The sequence below is a fragment of the Paraburkholderia terricola genome, assembly GCF_900142195.1.
In the GTDB taxonomy this organism is placed as follows: Bacteria; Pseudomonadota; Gammaproteobacteria; order Burkholderiales; family Burkholderiaceae; genus Paraburkholderia; species Paraburkholderia terricola.
This window is the reverse complement of record NZ_FRAB01000008.1, coordinates 22,974-47,542: the sequence shown is the minus strand read 5'-3', so window position 1 is coordinate 47,542 and position 24,569 is coordinate 22,974. Positions and strand designations below refer to the sequence as shown.

The following is a 24,569-nucleotide window of genomic DNA, read 5'->3' as shown; positions in this document are numbered from 1 at the left end:
GCCGCTTCGCTTTATCGCGCATTCGTGCGCATCGCTCACGGCTCCCCGCAAGGCTTGCTTCTACATTCGAGCTTGCATCCAGAAGACCATGCCGCATCGGGCGAGCGGTCTTCGGTGCGATTCGCGCGAGTGGCTTCGCCATGCCAAAGGAGTCGTGATGTCCTATACCGCATTTCCGGCGCTGTCTTTTCCGACGCAGGGTCTGTTGGGTACGTCCTATCCTTCGGGTTCGTTCGGAAAGCCCTTGAACCTGCGCGACGCGTTCTCGAATCTGCCGGCGGGAAACTGGAACGCGGCGGGCAATAGCGGGGGCATGGGCGATCCGCAAATGGAGCAACTGTTCCTGCAATTTCTGCTCGCGCTGACGAGTGCGTCGTCGCCAACGGATTCGTACAGCCCGCCGCAAATGCCCAGCGGCGGCGGTATCACGCAAGCCAGCTACCGCGGATCGAATGGTTCCAGCGGCTCGGAGGGCGCGGTCCAGCGCGGCGATGCGAACGTCGCGCCCGCGGGCAACGGCAACGCGGCGGGTGTGGCGCAGACCCAGTTGCACAAGTCGGCGGCGAGCATCATGCAGAACCAGGGCGTGCCGATGGAGAAGGGCGTCGACACGACGGTGTGCTGCGCGAACTTCGTGTCGGCCTGTCTGGTGAAAGCCGGCGATATACCGCAATCGCAGCACACCAACCTCGTGTCGACCCTCGACAGCGAACTCAAGCGCGATGGCTGGCACAACGTGAGCCGCAGCGAAGCGAAGCCCGGCGATGTCTGCATCGTCGGCGCGGACGAACACGTCGAGATCGTCGCGAGCAACGACCACGGCAAGATCACGCTGATTGGCTCGAACAACACGCAGGGCGGCAGCGGCCCGCAAGTGGTGTCCTACGACACCTACACCGGCAATACCGGCAACGTGAAATTCCTCTCCGATTGAGCGACGCCGATGCAACGCGGTGTTGATCGGTGTTTGTGTTGCTTGTATTAACCGCCGGCGCGCTCCAGCACCAGCCGGTCATAGCCATGAAACGAGCCGTGCTGCTGCCGTACCTGCGGACCAGGCGCGAGCCGCAGATCGGGCATGTGAGCTAGCAGCGAGCGCAGCAGCGATTCGAGCTGCATGCGCGCGAGCGCGAGTCCCATGCAGCTATGCGGACCCGCGCCGAATGTCAGCGAACGCCCGGCTTCGCGCTCGAAGCGGATCTCGTCGGGCGCATCGAACGCGGCCGGATCACGGTTCGCCGCGCCGAGCAGCGGCACCACCAGTTCGCCTCGCCGAATCCGCTGGCCGTCGATCTCGACGTCTTCCCACGCATAGCGGAACACCGCCTGCACGGCTGCGTCGTGGCGATACAGTTCGCGCACCGCTTGCGGCACGAGCGCCGGATCGGCTCGCAGCGCTTGCCATGCCCGCGGCGCGCGCAGCAGGGCGGCGAGACCGTTGCCGATCGACAGCAACGTCGTGCCGTAACCGGCAATGAAGAGAAACAGGATGTTGACGAGCATCTCGCGGCGCCCGATTCCGCCTTCCCGTTCGAGATGCAGAAAACGCGACGCCGCATGATCCGGCATCGCGTCGGGATCGATGTCGGCGATGAACGACTCGACTTGCGCGAGAAAGGCTTCGGTCTGCGTGATCGCGCTCATGCGTTCGGCGGGCGCGAGCGGCGCGCCGCTGATCAGTTGCCACGCGCCGGTCGACGCTTCGAGGTAGCGCGCGCCGTGCGCGTCCGGAAAGCCTAGCAACCGGCAGATCGTGCGCACCGGCAGCACGCTCGCGATGTCGGCCACGAGATCGAAGCGCGGCGTGTCGCGCAGGCGCTCGACGAGCCGCGCGATTTCGTCGTCGATGAACGCTTGCAGCGCCGCCAGCGCCTTGCGCGAAAAGAGCGGCGCGAGGAACCGCCGCAAGCGGTCGTGTTCCGCGCCGTTCTGGAACACGATCATGTCGGTGTAGCCGAGCGCGTCGTCGAATGGCGTGGCCGAAGGCGGCATGCGCGCGGAGAAGCGCGCGTCCTCGAGAATGCGCGTGACGAGCGCGTGCGACGAAGCGAGCCATACGCCGCTCGCGTCGCGGCACAGCGGCCGGTTCGCGCGCAGCCAGGCATAGACCGGGTACGGATCGGCGGAGCCCGTGCCGATGATCGAGGGCAGGGCGCTGTAAAAGTCCGGGTCGGCAAGCGTGACGGTCATGGCCGGCTTCGGCTGAGGGGAAGGCGCGGGCGTGCCCGCGAGACGGCGCCGATGGTGCGCAACTCGCGTGCGACTGGCACGCCAGTCATGCGCAACCGGTGTGCAGCCAGCGTGTCGATCATGCGCAGTTCGTGCGCAGCCGGCGCGCGATCATCCGCGACCCGCGCGCCGATCAGGCGCAACTCGCGCGCGCGAATGCCGCGGAAATCGGCGCGAACCCCATGCGAACCTCACGCGAACCCCACACGAATCGGCGCGCGTCAGATCGTGATCGTGCCGGGCTGTTGCATGAGCGGCTGCACCTGCGGAGTCGTCGTCGTGTTGCCGCTGAGGTTCAGGTCGCCGGCGCCGATGTTGACATCCTCGGCCGAGAACTTGACGTTGCCGTTGGACTGCTCGTCGGGCTTCACGAAGTCGCCGCGAATCAACATACCGAAATCGAGGTGGTTGTTGGTCGCCAGCGTCTGGACCTCCTTCTCGCCATCGGGCGTGAAGCTGACGCTGCCGTCGGCGCCGATCGAACCCACCGACTTGCCCTTCTTGTCGTACAGGTTGCCCGATGGGTCCGCGAGCAGATCGACTTCGCCGCCGGAGCGCGACGTGAGCTTGACGGAGCGCAGCGGCGGGTTGCCGCTCGTCGACTGGCCGGGGTAGCCCGGCACCTGGCCGGTGCCGGGGAATTGACCCGAGCCCGGAAACTGGCCCGACGAGCCGGGCGTCTGGCTGAATGCGCCGAGGTCGTTGAGAAGCTGCTGGATGTCAGCGTTGATCCGGCTCGGATCCGCGCCGCCGTACGACTGGGTGTTGGGCGAGTATTCGAGCGTCTGCGCCTGGAACGACGGCTGGACTGTGTTGAAGGTCATGGTTCCTCTCACAAGGTTGATCATGCGGGTAATCGAAAACTGATGAGGCGGCAGAACGCGCCGACTTCAACAGACACAGGCTAGGGGAAGCGGATGCGCCCGCGTCGGCGAATGCGAAGCGGCGTGTGAGCGCACGAAACGTTGGCGACTTCGCGGCGCGTCGCCGCGCGCGGCGCTTCGAGGTGGCCAATGCGCTTCGCGATCTTGTGCCGCGCTTCGTGTGCTCGCGGTCATGGCGAAGGGTACGCATCGACAATGCTGCCTGTTTCCCGATGCCTTTTCGTTTGCGCAGGTACATGCAATGAAAAACGATCAATGCAGTTTGTCGGTGCTGGGTGTGCTGCTGTCGGTGTTTTCGGTCGGCTTGCGGCTCGGCGCGCATGCCGAACTCGAAGAGCTGCTGCTCGTGCTGCGGCTGCTGCATCCCAATCCGTCCGTCGTCGATATCTGCGAAGTGCGTCTGCTCGTCAACTCGCAGCGCTGGATGGATGCGTTGCGCCTGTTGCGGCAACTCGACGAGCAGGGGCAGGGTTCGCCCGTCGTCATCGCGCTGCAGGGCTGGTGTCTTTACATGCTGGGCGATCGCGACTGGCGCCGCTGCGTGGGCGCCATCCTGCACAGCGGCGACCCCACCGCGCTCGCGATCGCCGCGAAGTTCATAGGCGTCGAGGGCGACGCGGTGCCCGCGCGCATCGCGGAGGCGCTCGGCAACGAGTACAGCTGAGACGCGTGAGCATTCCCGCGCGACACGCGGCATCCATCACTCTCGAAAGGACTTCCTGTTGGACGACAAAATCAGCAGCGGCGGCGCGGGCGAACCGCGGCCGTGGCCGGAGCACGACCCTGGAGCGCGGCCTGCGAGGCCGCCGCCCGCATCGAGGCGCCCGCCCGGGTCGCCGCAGCTGGACGGTCTGCCGCCATCGCGCGCCAGTGCGGCGGAGTCGCGACCGATGGCGGAGCCGGGCAGCGAGATCGTGTTGCGCGACGCCGGGGTATCTCACGCGCACGACGATCACGCGATCCGCAATGCGCAGACCGAAGGGCGCATCCGGCGTGCGAAGGACATGCTGCGGATTCTCGTCGACGAAAGCAGCAACGACAAGCCGGTAACCGGGCCCGGCGACGAATGGCTCGTCGATCTGCTTGCGCGGATGAAGACCGGCAATTTCATCACGCAGAACGCACACGAATACGTGCATCGCGCGTGCGTCGGCGCGGGGCGAACCGACCGCATCCATACCGGCTGGAGCGAACTGTCGGGCGATACGGCCGCGGCGGCGCTCGACGTCAAGCGCCGCTTCGCTGACAGGCAGGTCGTGGTGAGCGGCTTTCGCGGGCGCAAGCCGGATGATCCGCGGCGCCTCGATCAATTCGACGCCGCCGATGCGATCGTGCTGACACGCGGCGATTTTCATGCGCCGTACCAGTTCATCGAGGCGATCGACTATCTGCGTTCCGCGCGCGCGGCGGCGAGTGCGGTCGGACAGCCGCGCGAACGGGCGCTGGTGGTTGCCGACTTCGGTTTCTACCGGCCGTTGCTGCGGGGCATGTTCGGCGCCGCGCCGCGCGGTGTCGACGAAAAGGATCACTACCGGAAGGCGCTCGACAGTACCTTGCGGCAAGGGCAGCGGCCGGGCGTGCCGCACGCCGCGACGACCGTGCAGATCGTCGACTCGCTCGACGACGTCGCCCGCACCGGCGCACTGACCCGCCGTGGCCCGACGGCCTTGGGCGCAACACCGGCGACACCGGCGTTACCGGCGTTACCTGCATCCGACACCGCCACGCGCAATGTGGCGCAACTCTTCGTCGGCACCACCAAGCAGCTGAAGATCGAGCATTGGCGCTCCGGTTTCGGCAGCGCCACGCTCAGGATCAGTTCGCTGATCGAGCTGATCGACGATCTTGGAGAACCCGAGGAGCGTCACGGCAGCTACGTCGCGAACGTGCGCGGCTTGCGGCCCGACGCCGGCGTGGAAAATTCCGGCAAGGCGGAATCGTTCGTGCGGGTGATCCGGCGCGTGCTCGACGGCGAGCATCCGACGATCTCGCGCGAAGCGTTGCTGCAGCGGCTGGCATCGTTCGGCGTCGATGCGGAGCGCGGCGACCGGCTGCACTTCATCGCCGACGATCGCGGACTCGAATTTCCCGACTGGCCGCTGCTGGAGCCGTATTTCCCGGCGCACATCAAGGAGGAGGCGCTCGCGGAAGTTGAGCGCCGGGTCGGCGGACAGGACCCGGCGATTCAGGCCGTGCCCGGCGTCGAGACCACCTGGTGGATCAATACGGCGGGCGGCACCACGCAGCTTCTCGAACACTTCATGCAAGCCTACGAGCGGCGCGCGGCCGCCACCGGCGAGCGGCTCGAACCGAGCGTGGTGAGCGTGTGCGTCGCGAGCCTCGTCGACATGGATCTTTCGACGGGCGCGGCAGACGTGCGCAATTTTTCCGGCGCCACCACCTTCGAGTTCCGCCGTCCGCCGGCGGGCGCCGTCAATGCCGCCGACAGCGAGGCGTGGTTCGTGCCCGCCGCGGCCATCAACCCGGAGTCGCGCTCCGTGCAGGAACTGATGGACCGGTCACACGAAGGCGCCTACACCGCGTCGCTGCCGTGGGTGAAAGCGATCGACGCCATGCGCGCGGACGGCGTCACGTTCGAGAACACGGCGCGCAGATCGCGCGTGCCGGATTATCGCGTGTCCTTGATCGGTCAGCCGGGCAGCACGCGTGGCGCCGCATGGCAGGAGCGTATCCGCGCGCTCGCGCCGGCGAACGCAACGCGGCCCGATCCGGCAGGCGAGCATGCGCAGCCTGTTGTCATCGGCCAGGCATCGGCTGCGCGAGCGTTCGATCCGTATGCGATCGGCCAGCGCGTGCAGCACGCCGATGCCGTGGTGTTCGATGCCGTGCCCGGCACGCTCGGCGCGCAGGCTACCGTCCTTTACGAATACTTTTCGGCGCTCGTGCTGACGAGCCTGCATCCCGACTACAAGAACGTGCGTGTGCTCGTCAATGAAGGCGATCCGCATCTCGCCATCCTGCAGGAACTCGTCAGGACCCAGCATCTCTACGGGTTGAGCGAAAACCCGCTGACGCTGTCGCGGCGTTACGACGAGGAAAGCCAGGCGACCGCCGAACTCGAACGGCACTGGGCGCAGTATGAGCGGATCGAGGTCCCGCAAGACGGCGCGGCGGCCCCGCCCAACCAGTTCGACGTGCGCCGCGAACTGGATGCGGGCCGCGCGGCGCGGCGTCCCGCGGTGGTGGTGCTGGCGTCGGGCAAGGCGGTCGAGCCTTCGCTCGTGGCCGAGACGACATCGGTGGCGCGATGGATCGCCGGACGCGGCGACGATGCGATCTATGGCGGCGGCGCCAAAGGTCTGATGGGCGAGTTCTATCAACACTATCAGCGCCATGCCGCGTCGAGCCGCACCGGCGGCAAGGTGGCCGGCATCAGCACGACGATGGTCATCGGCAAGGAAACGACGACCAGCGAACTGCCCGCCGCGCTCGACGTCGGCCACGTCAGCCCGGACATCATCACGCGGATGCATCAACTGTTCGAGGCGGACATGGCGGTCTTTCTCGCGGGCGGCGTCGGCACGGCCGAGGAAATCGGCTTCGCGCTCGCCTTGAAGGCGGCCGGCGTGCAGCCGATGCGCGACAAACCGATGATCCTGGTCAACTCGCTGATGCCGGACGGCAAGCGGCTCTGCGACGGTTATCTGGAATACTTCGGCGCCGGCGATCCGGCGCTCGACCGCCAACGCCGCATCGAAGCAGGCGCGAGCAGGCTCAAGGCGCTGAACGTGCACGTGGTGCAGGCGGGCCGCGACGACTTCGATCGGACGTTCGGCGATGAATTCATGCGTATACGGAAGCTGTATGGGATCGGCTCGACGCCGCGGGCATAGTGCCGCCCGCGCGCCGGGCGTTCACCGCTCCGTTGCGTTGCCCGCGACGCCCGGCGCGTCGGCCGCGTCATCGGGGCGATACGTCGGCGGCGCACTGCCCGCGTGGATCATCCCTTCATGCACGGCCTTCAGTTCCGCGGCGCGGCCCGCATCGCCCGCCTCGTTGCAGCACGCGATCAGAGCGATGATCGCCCGCTCGCGAAACGCGCTGTCCGCACAGGCGTTGGCCAGTTGATAGACCTCGTTCCACGCGGCGATCACCTGGTCGGCGGGCGTCTCCACGAGCGGCAGCGCCTCTGCGATGACCGCATGCAGACGCATCTCGTCGCGCCGGCGCGGCGTCGCGCTCGCCGTCAACTGGGCAAGCACGGCGCGCGCGCGCCGCAGATGTTCGTGCACGAGCGAGAGCAGGCGCCACAGCGGCGCGGAGCATTCGAGCAGCGTGACCGCGAGTTCGAAACGCCCGGCCTTCACCGCCCACGCGAGCGCGGCGCGCAGATCGTCGAGATCGCTGAGATCGAGCACGTCGATCACCTTGTGCTCGCCGCGCTTGCGGTGCGCCGCGATGCGTATCGGCAAGCCGCCCGCATGAGCGAGCGCCGCGCGATCGAATTCGCCGCTGTCGGTGAGCATGTCGCGCGCGAGTTCGCGGATCGGCCGGCGCATCTGCAGCATCCATTGCCCGTCGCTGTCGATCTCCTCGATCAGGCCGGCTTCGACAAACTCGTCGAGACGGCGGTCGGCAAGCGCCTCGCCGCGCACGCCGCCGCCTTCGCTGGCGGACATCGGCAGCTCGCAGGCCGTCAGCAGGCCGATTGCCGCGCAACGCGGAAACTCGCCCGCGAACAGGCTGAGCAGCAGGAAGTGCTTGCGCGCGAAAGGATCGAGCCGCGCGATATGCAGATCGAGCGCCACCGGCACCGGCGCCGAGAGGGACCGCGGCACGCCCGGCGCGTCGATGCGCGCGTCGATCAAGCCGGCAAGGCGGCGTGCGTAGCCGGTCATCGCGGTATCGAGCGTCTCGCCCGCGTTCATGCTGTCGTCGATCGACGCGGCGGCGAGTTCGAGCGCGAGCGGCACGCCGTCCAACTGCTGCGCGATGCGCACGGCGGCATCGATCACGTCCTGGCTGATCTCGCCGGCATCGAGTGCGGCGAGAAGGGCCGCGCTTCCGGTCCAACGCGCAAGCGCGCGCGGCTTTTCGCGCAGCCGCGCGCGCCGCGCGAACAGCGTGCCGAGCCGTGCGAACAGCAGCCGCAGCGCGTCGTGCTCCGCGGCGAGCGCGGTGCTGACCTGCGTGTCGTCAGGCGTGCGCAACGGGTAGAGCGTCACCACTTCTTCGCCGTCGAGACCGAGCGGCGCGGCGGCGGTGACGATCGCGCGCACCTCGGGCGCCTCCGCGAGCAAGGCGGCGATCATGCGGGCAGCGGGCTCGCCGCCCGTCGCGCCGCAATCGACGACGAACAGCACGCGCCGCGTGCGCACGCCATCCAGCAGACGCTCGAAGGAAGCGCGCGCGAGCGGCGGCGCAAGGTTCAGCGCGAGCGCGAAGGCGTCCGCGAAACCCTCACGCGGCGTTTGCGCCGCGAGCGACACCGGCACCACGCCGTCGGGGAATTGCGCGGCAAGCCGGCGAGCGGCCTCGTGCGCAATGCGCGACTTGCCGGTTCCAGTCGCGCCGACCAGAGTGATGACGCGCGCGATCGAAGCGAGGCCGAGCACCTCCGACAACTCCGCATGGCGGCCGATAAACGGCGTGAGATGCAGCGGCGTGCGCAAGCGCATCGTGCGCGGCGACGTCTGCGCGGTGCGCGGTGGAATGTGAATGGGCGGTTCGGTCGGCGGCTGCAACGCCGGGCCGGTGGCCTCCGATGGCCGGGGCGCGCTGCCCGTGTGGACTTCGGCGGCGAAACGATAGCCGAAGCCCGGCACGGTGACGATCAGGTCGCGATCGTCGCCGAGCGCGCGTCGCAGCGTGGAAATCTGCGCCTGAACCGTGTTCGCGTCGACCGCCAGATCGGGCCAGCCCCGGCGGCACAGTTCGGCTCGCGCCACCGGCCGGCCGCCGGCCTCCACGAGCGCCAGCAGCAATTCGAGCGCGCGCGCGCCGAGTTCGACCGGCGAGTCGTCGGCGACGAGACGCGGCGGATTCTGCGTGAGCGTGTAGCGACTGAACGCAATGACCATTTCACCCGGTCGTGGTGACGACATCCTGAATCTCCAGCGAATCCGGCGAGCCGATTTTCCCGGCATGCCGGCATGCAGCGGTTGCGCGCGGTGGGGTGCCGCGGTTGGGTGTGCCTGGGTGTGCCTGGGTGCCAAGCGAAAGGTTACACGGAACAGGCCCGCTCCGCGCAGGGTCGCCGCATGCGTCGCGGAGGGGCCATTCGGTTCGACATGCCCCGGAAATCTCAACAGTTCTCAAATCCGCCGAAAAGCTCAGATTTATTGAAGATGTTCTTTCGCATACGCGGATAGATTGAGCGGTGCGAACGATGGCGACATTCCCAACCATCGTGTTCGCCAAGAGCGTGCGTGCCGGCGGCGGTGACAGCCGTGCGCGTGTCAACGAGGAGTAGCGCAATGTTCCTGACGCTTTATTTTCCACTCGCGGCGTCGTTGTCCGTGCAAGATTTACCGGACGGTTTCATCAACAAGGTTCGTGAAGGCAATGTCCAGGCGGCGGGCGCGCAGGCGGCCCGCTGGTCGGATCTCGCGCGCAACGGCGCGGGCGCCGCCACGGGCTCGCCCGGACTGCTTCAGCTTCATGCCGACATGCAGATGACCCTCGGCATTTGTGACGAAGCCGAAGAACAGTATCGGCGCGCGCAGAAGGCGATCCGCTCGCCGCGCCAGGCAATCCGCGCGGCGTCGTGCCGCAATGCCGGCTGGCAGGCGCTGTTTCGCCATCGGCTTGCCACGGCGTTGTCATGCTTTGCACGCTTGATCGACGAGCCCGACGTCGAGGTGTCGCGGCAACTCGAAGCCCGCCTGGCGATTACCGGCACGTTGCACGAACTCGGCCGCTCGCGCGACGCCACCGATGCGCTCGACGAACTCGCCGCCGCGGCATCCGAACACGGCTCGGATAGCTGGCGCGACATCGTCGCCACCTTGCGCTTCGACGTCGCCGTGCAGCGCGAACTGCGCGGCGCGGCGCAACTGAACGATCACGTGTACTGGCAATCGGGGCTCGGCGGGCAGGGGCTGCGCAGTGTCGGCGCGGTCGGCACGGTCGGCACGGTCGGCACGGCAAGCGACGAAGCCGATCTGCACGAAGTGGGCGCATTGAGCGTTCGCACCCCGCTGCTCTGCGAGCGGATCGGTTATCTGCGCCAGTTGCGCGCGCTCGCGAGCGGCGAGCGCGGCGCGATGGACCGCATCACCGCGCATCTGAACTGGGCGCAGCAGCATGGCCTCGGCGATTATTTGCGCACGACGCGGCTCGAAGTCGTGCTCGCCGCGCTAGCGTGCGACGCGCCGCAGCTCGCGGAGTCGCTGCTCGAGCCGCTGCATCGCACCGACCATGCGGCATCGACCGGGCACCGTCAACTCGAGTATCTGTATTGCGTCGCCAAGACGCACCAGGCGCTCGGCCGGAGCCGCGAAGGGATGGTCTTCTTCGGACGCTACGCGCTGATCGCCACCCAGTGTCTGCGCGACGACTCGCAGGTGCTGACCTCGTACAGCGCGCGTGCCGCGCGCCAGGCGCCGCAACTCGACGACGTCGCGGCGCGCTTGCCCGCACGTTATCGGCGCGCGTATCGCTATTTGCAGGAAAATCTCGACCGGCGCGACCTGTCGGTGCGCGAGGTGGCGGCCGAGGTCGGCGTGACCGAACGTGCGTTGCAAAGCGCGTTCAAGCATTCACTCGGACTGTCGCCCTCGGAGCTGATCCGTCGGCTGCGCATGGAGCGGATTCGCGCCGATCTGCTGGACGACTCGTTCTCCGGAGACCGCACCGTGTTGCTGACGGCGAACAAGTGGGGCGTGCAAAACCGCTCGACGCTGGTGAGCGGATATCGCAAGCAGTTTCACGAGGTGCCTTCGGAGACGCTGGAGCGATAGCGTGCCGGCGCGGGCGGACGCCGCATCCGGTTGCGATGCCAGTGTCCGCTTCTGTGGCGCGCATGGGCGGTTCGGAGCGCGATGCGCGCCGGTGCTAGACGCGCGGCAGATTTTTTTCGGCGAACTCGCGCAAGTCCTCGATATCGGCGGGGCTTTCGATCCCGAAGGCCCGCGCGGCCTCTTCCAGTGAATGACCCTGGCGCATCATGAAGTACGCGTCGGCAAGTTGCCTCGGCGTCGCCGGTGCAGGTTCGCGGCCGTGCTGCGCCTCGTGCAGACGCTGCTTCTGGATCTGCGCGGTGAACCGATCGTGATAAAGATCCGCGGCCTGCCGGTACGGGTCCACGCTTGAAGCCTCCTCCGGGGATGCTTGCGATTCACGCGCCGCCTGCCGTCCTTGGGGCAGGCCGGCAAGCGGGCCCGATACCTGCCGCGCGTGCGGATCGATCCTCCTCAAGGGCTGCGTTCTTTCATCGGAGCCTTCGAAATCAGGCTGAGCCGGCGCTTCTCCGCCGCCGACCGGCGGCAACTTGTCTGAACTCATCGAGGCAATCCCCGGCTGGTTGTATCAACCCGGCATGGCGGGACACACGCGCGTCCGCTGTCCGCCATCACGCGGACAGCACGTACTGAAGATCCGCGAGGCGGCTCGACATCTGCGGATCGCCGGGACGTTCGAACGTATTGCAGAACACGACGGTCGCGTCCTGCGCGGTCTGCGTCTGCTTGACCGCGTCGATCGCGCCCGATTGCGAGGTTTCGAGTTCATGCTTGAGGAAACCGTAGTTCGCCTGTTCGCTGGATGGGTCCAGCTTATGTTGCGAGCAGTAGTCGAGGTAATCCTGCTTGCGCGAGCCGGTCCATTGCGCGACGCCATAGCCGGATTGCAGGTTGGAATTGGGTGCGCCGACCGCGCCGCCCTGATTGATGCCGGTGTTCATGCCGCCGCTTTCGTGCCACAGGTTGGCGACGATTCCCGCCGCCTGATTTCTCGTCAGGCCGAAGTCCCGTTGCAGGTTCGTCATGAAATGCTCCGCCGTCTCTTTGCCCTCAGCCGTGCTCGCGGGCGTCCCCTGGCCCGAGCCGTCGCCGGCCGGAACCGCGCCCGAGTACGAGGCGGGCGAGGCCGACGAGGTGGACGCGTAGCTCGCCCGCGCGGGCGCCGCGGAAAAGGAGGGCATCGACGGCATCTGGAATGACGGGCCGTTACTGTTGTCGAACAGCCCCGAAAGGATCTGCTGGATCTGCAGAAGGATGCTCTGATCGTTCTCGCTGCTCGCGCCGGGACCGCCGGCTCCAAGCTGATGCAGAAGTTCGTCTACGCGCTGTAACTGGGCGGATTCGATCATGGTTGTCTCGCGCGGGTAGGTCCGTGGAAATTCGTTTGCACGCAGAGCGGCCAGTCTGACGTTCGATATGCGCAACACACGCCGCCACGCCCATTCTCACAGCCGCGTTGCGCTTGGCCTCGGCGTTTCGGAAGTTGAAGCCGGCGGCGCGAAACGACGCGCGGAGGCGCATCTCCGATGACGCTTCGCCGTCTTCGAGCGCGCCTCGCGCTGTCAGCGCGTTGCCGGAAAGTTCGATGCGGCGGGCGCGCTCCGCCCGAGCGGTTGCGCCGACAGAACCGTGCTTTCCTCCAGGATTTGCCACTGATAGCCCCACGGCAGAGGCCCCGAGGTCTTTTGCGAATGCTCCCTCTGCTGCGCCAGCACTTCGGGCGCCTCCCAGTTTCCTTCGTCCATCAGGAGCTGGCCGATGTTGTCGCCGATTTCGCCCACTTCCTGCTCGTCACCGGTGCTCGCGACGATATGGGCCGCGAGCGTTTGAAGTTCTTCGAGCCGCTTCGTGGCCTGCGGTTTCATGTACTGCCGCACGACCATTTCCTGCTGTCCACGCGCCGCACGCGCCGACGCGAGCATGTCGGGCGGTGTTTCCGCCAAACCGGCGGGCGGCGCCGGCGTCGATGCGCCGTCGCGGTTCGCCAGCCACTCGCGGCAGGTCTCGACGTCCGTGGTCCATTGCCGTGTCGGCGTGGAGCCGCTGACGTCCGGCGCGGGAATATGGATGCTGCCGTTCTTCAGCATGATCACGTTCGTCGTGCGTTTGCTGTTGAGGGCCGTGAACATTGCTCCGTGCCCGCCCGCCAGATTCACGCCCGCGACCGTCGGCAAGACGACCGACGGCGGCGGATAAGCCAGTCCGGCCGGCACCTTGGTGACATGCTCGTATGCGCCGTCGACCAGTGTCGTGCCGGCCGAATTGACGTGAACCTCGCCGCCGTGCATGACCGAGCGATGTCGCTGCACGGCGCCCGCGAGCCACGGACCGAACTGGATCGAGGCCAACGGCAACGTTAGTTGCGGCAGGTGAAGGAAGGGCATGGTGGCGCCGGCGAGCGCCGTGTGCTGCTTGACGTCGGTCGGCGCACTGGTGTGACCTTCGTCGTATCGAACCGAGACGGAAGGGTGCTTCGCAGCCGCCGTCACCCATCGATTCCAGAGTCCTTGCGTCGCGCCGGTGCGGGTATCCGACAATCCGTCGAAGAGCCCGGCGGCGATTTCCTTGCATTTGTCGAGTCCATCGGGCGCCTTGACCTCGATGCGGATGACCGGCCCTCTGAAGGTTTGATTGACTTCATGCGTGCCCCATTCGCGGATCAGCCATGCAAAGGCGATCGGAATGTTCGACATCAGGACCACGCCGCGCTGGCGAATGCGCGTGTCGCGTTCGAACGTGCCGGCGTGGATTTCGAGGCAAGCGCCGTCGGGCCCCTCGCTGCCGTTCATCGCGATGCGTCCGCCCCGGCCCCTGGTATGGGCGCGCGTCGGCAAGGCCATGACGGCGGGGATCGCATGGCTGATCACGCCCGTCAGCGCGAGTGCCCCGCTGAACCAGAGCGTGGTGTTGAAGCCTTTGACTCTTGACGATCTGACATCGATGCTCGCTCCTTCTTCCACGATGGTCACGAGTTCCTTGAGTCCCGCGATGCGAGGCGCGACGCCGTGGTCGATGTCGCTCAGCAGGTTCAGGCGATTTTCCAGTGCGGAGCCTTCGAAGCCGGGCTGCGCATCCGTTGCCCATTCCCGCAGCATGGCGAGGTCGAGTTGCTGCAATCGCGCCGAGAAGTCGGCCCAGGTGGCATCCTTCGCCAGTTCCTTTTCCTTCACGCCGAGCAGGCGCGCCGTTTGTTCCCTGATCTTGCGCCGCGCGAGCGTGCCGATCGGCATCTCGTCGCGCCATCCCTTGCGGGCAATGCGATCGCCCATCACCATCAGCGTGGCCAGGCGGGCTGCATCTTGCACCCGCGTTTCAGGCTGTTCGGCAAGCGCGGCGCTGCCGACCGGCGCATTGGCGGGCGTGCCGCCATGCGGCTCCGTCACGAGCGGTTCGAGGTCGGCGCAGACGTTGCCGACGATGTTCAAGACGAGCAGTTTGAGGATCTGCGGCTCGTCGAGCGCGGACAGATCGTCCGACGAGCGCATGCGTTTCAGGAACGACCCGCGATGGCCGCTCGCGCCCACGATCCGGTTAAAGCGCGTGGACGTTTCCGTGACATGGTCGGGGTCGATCGTGCCGCCTCGCAGGAACACGATCGCCTCGCACTGGCTCAGTGTCGGGTCCGGCGAGACGGCGCCGAGCAGCGCGTCCGCCGCGATCCGGTGATATCTGAACACGTTCGCCGGAATGCCCGTGAGTGCGGCTTGTTGCTCCGGCGCGCTTGCCTGGCCGGCGATGTGGCGGGCAAGTCCGATGGATTCGTCGAGCGTGGCGGGCCTCGGCAGGCCCAGTCCGTCGACGTAATTCCTGAGCAGATGGTCGCTCGCCCGGAATGCGAGACGTGCGTCCGCGCGCGCCGTTTCAGTTTCGAGTCGGGCGAGGCGGCCGGCGGGACTCATCGCCGCCAACATGTCCGGCTTTTCGAGCAGCAGTTGCCAGCCCTGGTCGGACTGGCTGAGCGCGCACTGGGTCGCCAGCATGTCGGCGCCCAATTGCCCGCCGGTGGGCGCCGTGTCGCCTCTCCACGCGTTGACGACCGCCAGCGCGCGGGACGCATCGCCGCCGGTCGCTTGCCTGAGCACATAGGCGAGGGTCATCGCATTGCCGTAGCGCGACGCGCTGCCGCCCTTGAATTGCATCAGGCGCTGCGCTAACAGCGTCGTCTCGTTCGATTCCGCTTCCGACGTGTTGGGGAACAGCGAAACGATCTTCTTGCGTGCGCGCTGCGCGTCGTGGAGCGCGCCGCCTTCCGCAAAGTCGCCATCGGCGCACGGATCGCCACCGAACTCCGCCTCGACGAGCGGTGCGATGGTGCTGCGAAAATTCGTCCGGTTCGTCCGATCGGCGTGCCTGGTGCTTGCCGCGGTGTGTCGGCTCTCACTGCGAAGGAACTCGAGCGCGCTCGATGTCTCGGCTCGCGCGAGCGGCCTGCCCACGGGAGCATGCGTGGGTTCGTGCCGCGTGCCACCGGCGCTCTGCGCGTCGAATGGTTGCGGGTGCCCGAGCAGGCGGCCGATCAGTCGCATAGTGTCCTCCCCTGGTTGCTGTTCGCGCTCCCGCGCGGCGCGCGGACTCGGCCAGCGTGACCGAAGGTAGCCGGTTGCGAGAAACGCGGAAGGCCGGTCGCGAAGCGTCGTGCGAGCAGGCGAACGGACGCGGGGAGGGGGGCCGCGACAGGGGCAGCGGCGGTGTTTCGCTCGCGAAGAAGCCGGTCCTCGCGGGAAAGCAAGCGTTGCAGCACTCATTGCTCGCCTACCGTGTTCGGTTCGGGTATCAGTTCTTCTATGAACCGGCATGCAAACGGATCCGCCACTTCCGCCGACGCCATGTCCTTGTAACAGTGCATGGTTGCGCTCAAGGACGCGGTCACGAGCGGGTCTTGCGAAACCAGCCACCGGTTGTTCCCGGGTGCGGGCGACGTGCGCTGCTTATAGACGCCGGGATTGGCATCAGGTCGCCTTTCCTCGTAGCGCGGATTGAGTTGAAATGGGGGCGTTTGTTCCGAACGGTAGACTCTCACCGCCTGGATCTGGCTTCCCTCTATCTTGTTGACTGCCACCCACTCGGACTGCTTCCGTGCATCGGGAATGCCGGCCTCGTAACCTATCGCCGCCAACGATCGTTCCATGTTGTAAAAGTTTTCTGTTGGACGGATCTTGTAGACGTAAATCGGAGGCCCATGCCGAGTGATCAATCGGCGCGCATAATTGCCGGCGTACTCCGGGTCCGAACTCGTCGAAATGAAATTACTATTGGCATCTCTCTGTGTGCAACTTGTTCCTCTCGCGTGATCTCGAAGGTTGTCGTTCTGGCCGAAAGCGGTAAAGCCATTCTTGAAAATAGCATCCGGTTCACGTGTGTCGACCCTGAACATCCAGTTGGGGCCTGCATTGACAACGGTCAATGTGGTTTTCTCCATTTCAATATCCTCGTAAAGTTGAGATGCCGTGCGTCACTCAAGCGCTCACGCGGCTCATGACGTCGCGCCAGAAAGCCTCCCGACGACGCTGCAAACCACGCGACACGTTGCGCGGAAGGAAGGCCGCACCGAGATTGGGCTGGTCGATTGCGCCGATATAAAAGATCTCCCGAAGTATTACCGGAACGAACTCGGTGTCAACGCTGAAGCCGAAGATAATGCACCCGAGATCGAAGTCGTAAAACCTGCTCCTCGTCCACATGTTCAGGGTGCTCAGCATGCGTCCCGGCACGCTGACCTCTTTCACTCCTGTACTGCTTCTATACCAAAGCTGTAGCTCGCTGCCGTCATCGAGTACGAGTGAAACGCCGCTCGGAATACTGTCACCTGTCACGCGGGCCTTTGCGACATTGAATCTTTTACTGTCAGCGGGGGGCGGAATCGTTATCGTCTTCTTCTCAACGCCGCCCTTTTCATACGAAATGATTCCATAGCGATCAATGCGGCGCCCGTCCGCCCGTCGCTCAGGTCCTTTCCCGGTTGGATACTGAACGTCGACGACGCGTGGGGTGAAATTGAAATACTCTATATAGATGCTTGAGAACGACTTGAGAGGGCGCGAGTATTGCGGGGCAACGCCATTGCTCGAAAGAGACGCGCACACCGGGTCCCAGTCGTCGGCCGTGCCGTAGGCCGCACTGTATACGTCCTTGAATGGGATATCCGGCACTTTGTGCGGGTACCCGACAGGGTCGAGATAGGTCAGGAGAGTGCGGAAGTCGTCCACGAGCAATGTCTCTTTCAGATGGAACGGCTGATAATGATCATGGAGGGCCGTTTGATGACCGCCCGGCCCCGGGGGCGCAGTCTTGTCGTAGCGGGATTTTTCATCAGCGCTCACTTGGTCCAGGTACTTCGTGTACGAGGCGAGACGGTCGCCGGATTGCCTGACGATGTCGTCATAGGTGGCACGTGACCACCCCCAGTTCTTTCCGTTCAACACGCAGTCGCGCAGAAGCATCATATGCATCGTTGAGAACATCCCGAATAGAGGAGCCAGCACCCATTCGTAATCGGGGTTCCGGAATTCCGCCGCCGCGGCGACAAACTCCGTATTGCTTGCCAGGAACTGGCTCCGGATCGCCTCGTTGTCTCGCGTTGCAATTGCCCGCAAATAGAGCTTCGTCACTCCGCCCAATCCGTTGAGCCTCGCCCTCAGCAAGCTGAATACCGCATCGTCGATCTTCCGGTCCACCAGTTCCTCTACCTGTTTGCGTACCTGCGGCCAGACGTCCTCCTTGTCGGACGGCCAGAGCAATTTAACAGCGGCTGAGACAAGCCAGCCGACCTCCGGAATCTGGGCGAGTCCGACGGTTAAAACCGTTTTGAACATCTGGAGCGGGTCGTAGTACGGCGCGGCCACATCGCTCCTGGACGGGTTAGCCGAAGCGGCCAGAACGAATGATGGGGCGCCGAGCGCGATACCAGCGGCCGGGATAGCACGGATCATGGTGCGCCGTGTAGTCATCTTTGCTTCTCCTTTAAAAAAGCCATCACGATCGACTCGCTCTCCACTTTCACCGGCGGACAAGCTGCGCGATGCAATCGCTTCATATCGCTCTGGGAGCAAGGTCGCCTTAGTTCATCCGCGCGATGCGGCACAGTGAAACTCGTGCGTAAAAGGTGCAAGTCAAGGTGCAAGTCGTGTTGAGATTCAGATTAGCAGCGCAACTTGCGATGCGGTCCCGACGCTGTGCGTAATCCGTCCGTTTGGGTAGTGGTCTGCGTCAAAAGACGTACAGGTGTCCCGCGCGCGTTGTCCTCGGTGAACATAGTCCAGTCAGTCACCACTTGTTCACGTTCTTGCACACCATAAAAAGATCTTTCTCCGTGCAGGAGATGTGGGTGCATTCATTTCCGCGCCTTATTCAAGGGAACCTGCTCAATGTAATTGAGACGCGATTCGAGCGCAATGCGCTTCCTCTCGCATATCGCCGCGTGCTTATAGAACAGTCGATTTCTGTACGCACGGGCTTTAATTTCGGCAGTTCCATATTCAAATGTTCAGGTTCCCGGATAGCTATTCGGCTGCACGGTGTACCATTTTTCTTTGCCCAAATGTCATGGCTGTATTCCGTGACCGGGGCACATAAGATTCGCGAATTTGATGAGTTTGGAATGAAGAAGAAACGGGAGGAGTTCAGGGCGCGCCTGCGTCGGGTGCGCAACGAATTGCATGATTCGCAGAAGGCATTCGCGATCAAGGGCGGCGTGACAGAAAAGACTCAGTCGAACTATGAGAAGGGTGCTCGCGAGCCCGGTCTGCTCTACCTGTTGAAGCTTGCCGCGGCAGGCGTGAACGTAGGGTACCTGCTGACGGGGCAAGAATTCGAACAACAACTTGCCCCGGCGGAGCAGGAACTGCTGCGCGAACTGAGGAAAATAAATCCTCAAGATCGGGACGAATTCATCATCGCGCTTTGCGTGCTTGTGAAGAAATTGCCTCGCTCGACGTAGCACGAACCGTGGTGCCGGTCGTCGTGCCGGTTGTCGTGCTGTTTCACCGCCGATTGCCGCACTGCCTTACAGTAACCTGCGCAAGACATGTCCGAGATTGACCGCACTAAGCCGGGAAACAGTAAATGATCGCTCATCCGCTTCTCGGTGTTTCTTCATGGCCTGCGGCAGGCATCGACAAAACTGTGCAACGGCACCCCGCCGGTTAGGGGCCACCAAGGTGAGTGACACGAGCGATCGTATCGTGTGACCTGCTCGCCGCTAACGCACGAGGTAAAGATTGAGCGAAAGCTGTTCATATGTGCCAGTGTGGCGCCCGAAGATCGACCATAAGCCGGGACTGTTTCGGCAATGCCTTCAATGCAACCGGCAGCCCGGACATAGCGTGAGGGGTTAATCCGCATAAATGCCGGATGAATATTCCCGGCTGGAGCAGGTAACTAGCCGGCGCTGGGGAATGGGCAACCGCGGCGTATCGATCACATCGAAATATAAAGCGCCACCTTTTTTGGAAAGCCATTATTCTTTTGCTGTATCGATCGTTGCCATTCGCTCGGGCACGGTTCTGTAATTCCCAATGTCAGTGCGTCAGTCCGAAAACGTCCGTTTGCGAATGTCCGGCATAAAACAGGTTCACTCAGGGGGGCGCTGTAATGAATCGTTTAAAACGACGCAAACAAGAACTCACACAGTATTTTGTGGACCCCGATATCGGGCGGCACCGAATCAGGCAATTCACGTCGTATTCGGTGATGGGCGCGATGCTGGCGGGTTTGGCTTTATCCGCCAATGAAGTTCGTGCGCAAAGCAGCGTGCAGCTTTATGGCATCGTGGACGACGCGCTCACCTATACGACCAACGTTCGGGGCGGCCACGCGTGGGCGCAGTTCAGCGGCGTCGGTCGCAATGACCGCTGGGGTTTTCGCGGCACGGAGGACCTCGGCGGCGGATACCGGGCGATATTCCGGCTCGAAAACGGTTTCGGCATCAACAACGGCACGCTGGGTCAAGGCGGACTGGAATTCGGCCGGCAAGCGTTCGTCGGTCTCGCCAGCGACCGGCTGGGCACGATTTCGCTGGGCCGTCAGTACGATTTCATGACGACGAACCTGTCGTCGTTCTCCGCCGGCTCGACGATTCCCAGCGTTTTTGCGTTCCATCTCGGCGATTACGACAGGCTGGGCGGCGAGCGCATCAACAATTCGGTCAAGTACGTGACGCCGACGTTCGCCGGCCTGCAATTCGGCGCGCTGTATGCGTTCGGCGGCCAGGCGGGGGACTTCGCGCGCAACAGCGCGATGGGTTTCGGCGCCGGTTACACGCAAGGCCCGCTGCGCCTCGCGGCCGCCTACACCGCCATTCGCAATTACCAGGCCGTCTTTGGCATCGGCACGCCGGTACTCGGCACGCCCTTATCCGGCTCGGGGGCATTGGGCACCCTGGCAAGGCCGGTGGTTTTCGACAAACTCGTCGTGGCGGGCGCGGCGGCGGGCTATCAGCTCGGCCCCGTGCTGATGCAAGGCGTGTTCACGCTGGTGGACTTCCAGAACAACGGTCGATCCAGCGTCCTGCGCACCGCGGAAGGCAACACCCAGTACAAGGTCAGCCCCGCCTTTTTCGTGGCCGCCAGTTATGCGTATTCGAAGCTCGATAACGACCATTGGAATCAGATCGGGCTCGGCGCGGATTATTTCCTGTCCACTCGCACCGACGTGTATCTCAACGCCGTCTATTTGCGTGCCAGTTCCGGTGTGACGGCCGAAATGTTTTTGCTGTCTCCTTCGAGCAGCAATACCCAGATGATCGTATCGCTCGGCCTGCGACATTCGTTTTAGCGCGATATCGGAATGTATTACCGCTGCATGATCGGGGCGATGCCGAAATGGATGAGGTATTTTTCGCGTGATATATGAATAAGGGTTCGTGATAACTAGCCAAAAAACGGCTTTCGTCTAAGCTACTTAGACTTGAACCGGAATGACTCAAGCGAGCTTTCCAATCTATTCGGTCGAATTTACCAATATGGCCGAATTAGACCAGCATTGCTTTAATCCGCAATAACGGGCGCACTTGCGCTATTCAATGCCAACTGCACGATTGGCGTGCGTTAATTGACCGGGCGGTAATGAATCAATAGCGGCGAGCCTGTCGGACGGGTTCGTGTCGTGTGTGCGGGGTTACTCCGGGGGCGGATGTGCGCGAGACGTGGGGGCGATTGCTACGCCCGGCTCATCGTGGTTACGCAATCGGCCTGGCCGTCGCCATGCTGCTGCTCGGGCTCGCGGTAACGGCCGTGGTGCATACGGTCAGCGCGGACCTGATCCAGAGCGAGGCGAGACTTCGTTTCGACAACGACACCCGCGATGTCGAACAGCGAATCGACACGCGTATCCGGCTGTATTCCGACGTACTGGTGACGATGCAAGCGCTGTTCAGCGCGGGCGACGATGTATCGCGCAGCGAGTTTCGCGACTTCGTGAACGGCCTGAACCTGCCGGAGCGTTACCCCGGTTTTCAGACGCTGAACTATGCGCCGTATATCCGCGGCGCGGACGTGGAGCAGTTCATCGCCACGCAGCGCAGCGACCCGGTTCTGCAAAAAGCCGGCGTCGACTTCGCGATTCGACCGCCGGGCGCGCGTCCCGCTTATTTCGTGCTGTCCTATGTCGAACCGCTGGAACCGAATGTGCCGTCGCTCGGCATCGATCTCGGTGTGCCGTCCCGGCGACTGGCTGCGCTCGAACGATCGCGCGACACAGGGCAACCGGTCAGCAGCGGGCGCCTGATTCTCGCCGAGGGCAACAATCCGCATATCGGCATCGCATTGCGCCTGCCGGTCTACCGCAAGGGCATGCCGCACGATGCCGTGGATGCGCGGCGTCGCGCGTATATCGGCTCGGTCGGCGCGGGCATCCGTGTCAAGGACCTGATGGCGGGTCTGCTCAGCGAGGAAACACTGCGCGTGATCCGCTTTCGCATCTACGACGCCGGCGCGTTCGATACGCCGGCGGTGCCGCCGTCGCCCTCCACGATGCTGTTCGACAGCGTCGCGGGCATCGGCGACATGGCGCGCGACGCGGTCAGGCGTAACCCGACATCCGGTGCGGGCGTGTCCGCGGCGCACCCGTCGTTGTCGTCCGGCGATGAATTCGGCACGTCGGCGCACGACGCGCGGCACTTCACGAGAAGTCTCGTGCAACCGTTCGGCGGCCGGCGCTGGCTGATCGAGTTCGCCGCCGATCCGGCAACGCTGAGCGGCTCGCAACGCCGTCTGCCGATGTTCGCGACGGTCGCCGGCGTGGTCATCAGTGTGTTGCTGGGCGGCCTGGGGTATGCGCTGTCGAGTTCGCGCGTGCGCGCCGTCAAATTGGCCGAACGGATCACGCATACGCTGCGGGACAGCGAAATCGCGCGTGCCGAGGCGCAGCGCATTGCGCACCTGGGTGACTGGCGCATCAGTCCCGATGGTGAGACGGTCCGCCTGTCGAACGAGATGGCCCGCCTCATCGGCGCGCGCAGCGGCACGCTGCCGCTGGCGGCGCTGATGAACGTGATCGAACGGGAGGATCGCGCGGCGTTGGTGGCGCACGGCAAGAGAACGCTTCGCGCGGGCACGCCGTTCCAGTTCGAATGCCGTTACCGGTCCGCGCGCGGTCGAAGAGGCTGGCTGCATCTGATCGGCCACGCATATGGACCGCCGGAGCAGCGAGCGCTGCGCGGCACCGCGCTGGAAATCACGCAGCGCAAGTCGGCGGAGCGCGCGCAGCAGCAGGAACATGCGATCACGCTGCAACTCGCGACCGCGACGAGCGAGTTCGATGTTTTCCGGCAACTGGTGGACGTGCTGGCGGACGGCATGGGTTGGGACGCGGGCGCGTTCTGGCCCACGGAACCCGGTCAGCGGCAATCGCTTTACGCCATTTACCGCGCGCGGATACCCGAACTCGAGCCCTGGTTGCAGTCGCGCTCGAACAGCGCATCGGCGGCGGCCGCGGAGGTCTTCATGGAGCCTTGCTGGAGCGCCGGAAAGAGCGCCGTGGCACGGCTCGCGCACGCCGAATGGCTCGGCGCGGCGGGCATCACCACCGTGTTCGCCTTTCCGCTGCGTGCCGGTTCCACGACGCTCGGCATGGCGGAATTCTACGCACGGGACAGGCGTCAGACGGAGCCCCAGGCGCTGGCGATGGCGCGCTCCATCGCGATCCAGGCGAGTCACTTTCTGTTGCGGCGTCAAGCCGAGGAGAATCTGCGCTTCATCGCGAATCACGATGCGCTGACCGGCCTGCCGAATCGGCTGATGTTCAGGGACCGGCTGGAAGAGGCGCTCCTGACCGCGCACATCGAGAACACCGCGCTCCATGTTCTGTTCATCGATCTGGATCAGTTCAAGGACGTCAACGACTCGCTCGGGCACAACGCCGGCGACCAGCTGCTGCGCGCGGTGGCCGACCGGCTGCGTCAGCAGGTCGCGCAGACCGGAATGATCGCCCGTCTGGGCGGCGACGAATTCATCGTGCTCGTCGCGGGGCACGGGGACGCGCAGGACGACGTGAAGTGGTCGGTCGAGGCGATCCAAAGCGCGCTTTCCGAACCGTTCGTCGTGAGCGGAAGGCAAATGCAGGTTACCGCCAGTATCGGCATCAGTTCCTTCCCCGGCGACGGCGACGATGCCCAGACCTTGCTCAAGCATGCCGATATCGCCATGTATGGCGCCAAGCAACGCGGCAAGAACACGTATCAGCTCTATGTCCGCGAGATGAGCGCGACCTTGCAGCGTCGCATCGATATGGAATCGCATTTGCGGCACGCGGTCGACAACGACGAGTTCGTTCTGTACTACCAGCCGCGCGTGTCGCTGCAATCGGATCGTTGTACCGGGGTCGAGGCGCTGATCCGCTGGCGTCACCCGACACTCGGACTGGTGATGCCATTGGATTTCATCCCGCTAGCCGAGGAAACCGGGGCGATCGTGCAGATCGGCGCGTGGGTGCTGCGCGAGGCATGCCGGCAGAACGCGGAATGGCTCGATCGTGGGCTGGGACCGCTGCGCGTGTCCGTCAATCTGTCGGCGCGGCAATTCGCCGACCCGCATCTGCACCACGACATCGTCGACGCGCTCGCGCAGGCGCAGTTGCCCGGCGACATGCTGGAACTGGAACTGACCGAGAGCATGGTCATGCGCCACCCCGAACAGGCGGCCGCGTGGCTCGCGAGCTTGAAGCGGACCGGCGTGCGCCTGTCGATCGACGATTTCGGCACCGGCTATTCGTCGCTCGCGTATCTGAATCACTTCCCGATCGACCTGATCAAGATCGACCGTTCGTTCATTCGCGACGTGCCCGACAGTGAGAGCGACGCGCAGATCGCCAGCGCCGTCATTGCGCTCGGTCACAGCCTCGGCCTGGAAGTGGTCGCCGAAGGCGCCGAAACTCAGGCGCACATCGATTTTCTGCGTAATGAAGGCTGCGATGAAGTCCAGGGGTACTTCTACAGCCAACCTCTTCCTGCCGGCGACATGACGTCGTTTCTGAGTCGCCGGCCGGAGCGCGGTCTTGCCGAAGAGCAGAGCCCGCAAGTCGTGCGTGCATGAGGCTGACA

Annotated in this window: 15 protein-coding genes; 7 read left to right on the top strand and 8 right to left on the bottom strand. The window is 64.6% G+C overall.

Annotated features, from left to right (window positions below; genetic code table 11):
• Positions 1-157: 157 nt before the first annotated feature.
• Complete coding sequence (locus tag BUE39_RS09140; protein ID WP_073428330.1) at positions 158-934, top strand: CHAP domain-containing protein; 777 nt, start codon at positions 158-160, stop codon at positions 932-934.
• 47 nt (positions 935-981) lie between these two features.
• Here the strand turns inward: BUE39_RS09140 and BUE39_RS09135 are convergent, their stop codons facing one another.
• The gene (locus BUE39_RS09135; protein WP_073428329.1) at positions 982-2,190 is read right to left on the bottom strand and encodes a cytochrome P450; all 1,209 of its coding nucleotides are present in this window, start codon (positions 2,188-2,190) and stop codon (positions 982-984) included.
• 260 nt (positions 2,191-2,450) lie between these two features.
• Positions 2,451-3,053, bottom strand: coding sequence for a hypothetical protein (locus BUE39_RS09125; RefSeq protein WP_073428327.1), 603 nt, complete (start codon positions 3,051-3,053; stop codon positions 2,451-2,453).
• Between the two features lie 301 nt (positions 3,054-3,354).
• On the opposite strand from BUE39_RS09125, the gene BUE39_RS09120 reads away from it, so the two are divergent.
• Together BUE39_RS09120 and BUE39_RS09115 are read left to right on the top strand one after the other, a co-directional pair.
• Positions 3,355-3,777 (top strand): HrpB1 family type III secretion system apparatus protein, encoded by a 423-nt coding sequence (locus tag BUE39_RS09120; RefSeq protein WP_073428475.1) that lies wholly within the window; start codon positions 3,355-3,357, stop codon positions 3,775-3,777.
• A gap of 226 nt (positions 3,778-4,003) precedes the next feature.
• Positions 4,004-6,967, top strand: a complete 2,964-nt coding sequence (locus BUE39_RS09115) for an LOG family protein (protein WP_090518730.1) — start codon at positions 4,004-4,006, stop codon at positions 6,965-6,967.
• Positions 6,968-6,988: 21 nt separating this feature from the next.
• On the opposite strand, the gene BUE39_RS09110 is transcribed toward BUE39_RS09115, so the two are convergent.
• The gene (locus tag BUE39_RS09110) at positions 6,989-9,178 is read right to left on the bottom strand and encodes a winged helix-turn-helix domain-containing protein (RefSeq protein WP_083082316.1); all 2,190 of its coding nucleotides are present in this window, start codon (positions 9,176-9,178) and stop codon (positions 6,989-6,991) included.
• Between the two features lie 372 nt (positions 9,179-9,550).
• Between BUE39_RS09110 and BUE39_RS09105 the strand changes: the two genes are divergently transcribed.
• Positions 9,551-11,035, top strand: coding sequence for a helix-turn-helix transcriptional regulator (locus tag BUE39_RS09105; protein ID WP_073428324.1), 1,485 nt, complete (start codon positions 9,551-9,553; stop codon positions 11,033-11,035).
• Positions 11,036-11,129: 94 nt separating this feature from the next.
• Here BUE39_RS09105 and BUE39_RS34110 read toward each other — a convergent pair whose 3' ends face one another.
• The 5 genes from BUE39_RS34110 to BUE39_RS09080 form a co-directional block, all read right to left on the bottom strand.
• Positions 11,130-11,564 (bottom strand): hypothetical protein, encoded by a 435-nt coding sequence (locus BUE39_RS34110; protein WP_143031921.1) that lies wholly within the window; start codon positions 11,562-11,564, stop codon positions 11,130-11,132.
• 82 nt (positions 11,565-11,646) lie between these two features.
• Positions 11,647-12,384: a phage tail tip lysozyme gene (locus BUE39_RS09095; protein WP_073428322.1), complete on the bottom strand. Its 738-nt coding sequence runs from the start codon at positions 12,382-12,384 to the stop codon at positions 11,647-11,649.
• A 213-nt stretch (positions 12,385-12,597) separates the two neighbouring features.
• Positions 12,598-15,561 carry a hypothetical protein gene (locus tag BUE39_RS09090; protein WP_073428321.1) on the bottom strand — a complete coding sequence of 988 codons (2,964 nt, stop codon included), beginning with the start codon at positions 15,559-15,561 and terminating at the stop codon, positions 12,598-12,600.
• 215 nt (positions 15,562-15,776) lie between these two features.
• On the bottom strand, positions 15,777-16,454 hold the full coding sequence (locus BUE39_RS09085) for an enterotoxin A family protein (protein WP_073428320.1): 678 nt from the start codon (positions 16,452-16,454) through the stop codon (positions 15,777-15,779).
• Positions 16,455-16,491: 37 nt separating this feature from the next.
• The gene (locus BUE39_RS09080; RefSeq protein WP_073428319.1) at positions 16,492-17,982 is read right to left on the bottom strand and encodes an insecticidal delta-endotoxin Cry8Ea1 family protein; all 1,491 of its coding nucleotides are present in this window, start codon (positions 17,980-17,982) and stop codon (positions 16,492-16,494) included.
• A 377-nt stretch (positions 17,983-18,359) separates the two neighbouring features.
• Between BUE39_RS09080 and BUE39_RS34105 the strand changes: the two genes are divergently transcribed.
• The 3 genes from BUE39_RS34105 to BUE39_RS09065 all read left to right on the top strand — a co-directional run bounded on the left by BUE39_RS34105 (position 18,360) and on the right by BUE39_RS09065 (position 24,561).
• Positions 18,360-18,971: a helix-turn-helix domain-containing protein gene (locus BUE39_RS34105; RefSeq protein WP_143031922.1), complete on the top strand. Its 612-nt coding sequence runs from the start codon at positions 18,360-18,362 to the stop codon at positions 18,969-18,971.
• Positions 18,972-19,669: 698 nt separating this feature from the next.
• On the top strand, positions 19,670-20,806 hold the full coding sequence (locus tag BUE39_RS09070) for a porin (RefSeq protein WP_159442549.1): 1,137 nt from the start codon (positions 19,670-19,672) through the stop codon (positions 20,804-20,806).
• 380 nt (positions 20,807-21,186) lie between these two features.
• Positions 21,187-24,561: a bifunctional diguanylate cyclase/phosphodiesterase gene (locus tag BUE39_RS09065; RefSeq protein WP_318268135.1), complete on the top strand. Its 3,375-nt coding sequence runs from the start codon at positions 21,187-21,189 to the stop codon at positions 24,559-24,561.
• The last annotated feature ends 8 nt before the right edge of the window (positions 24,562-24,569 follow it).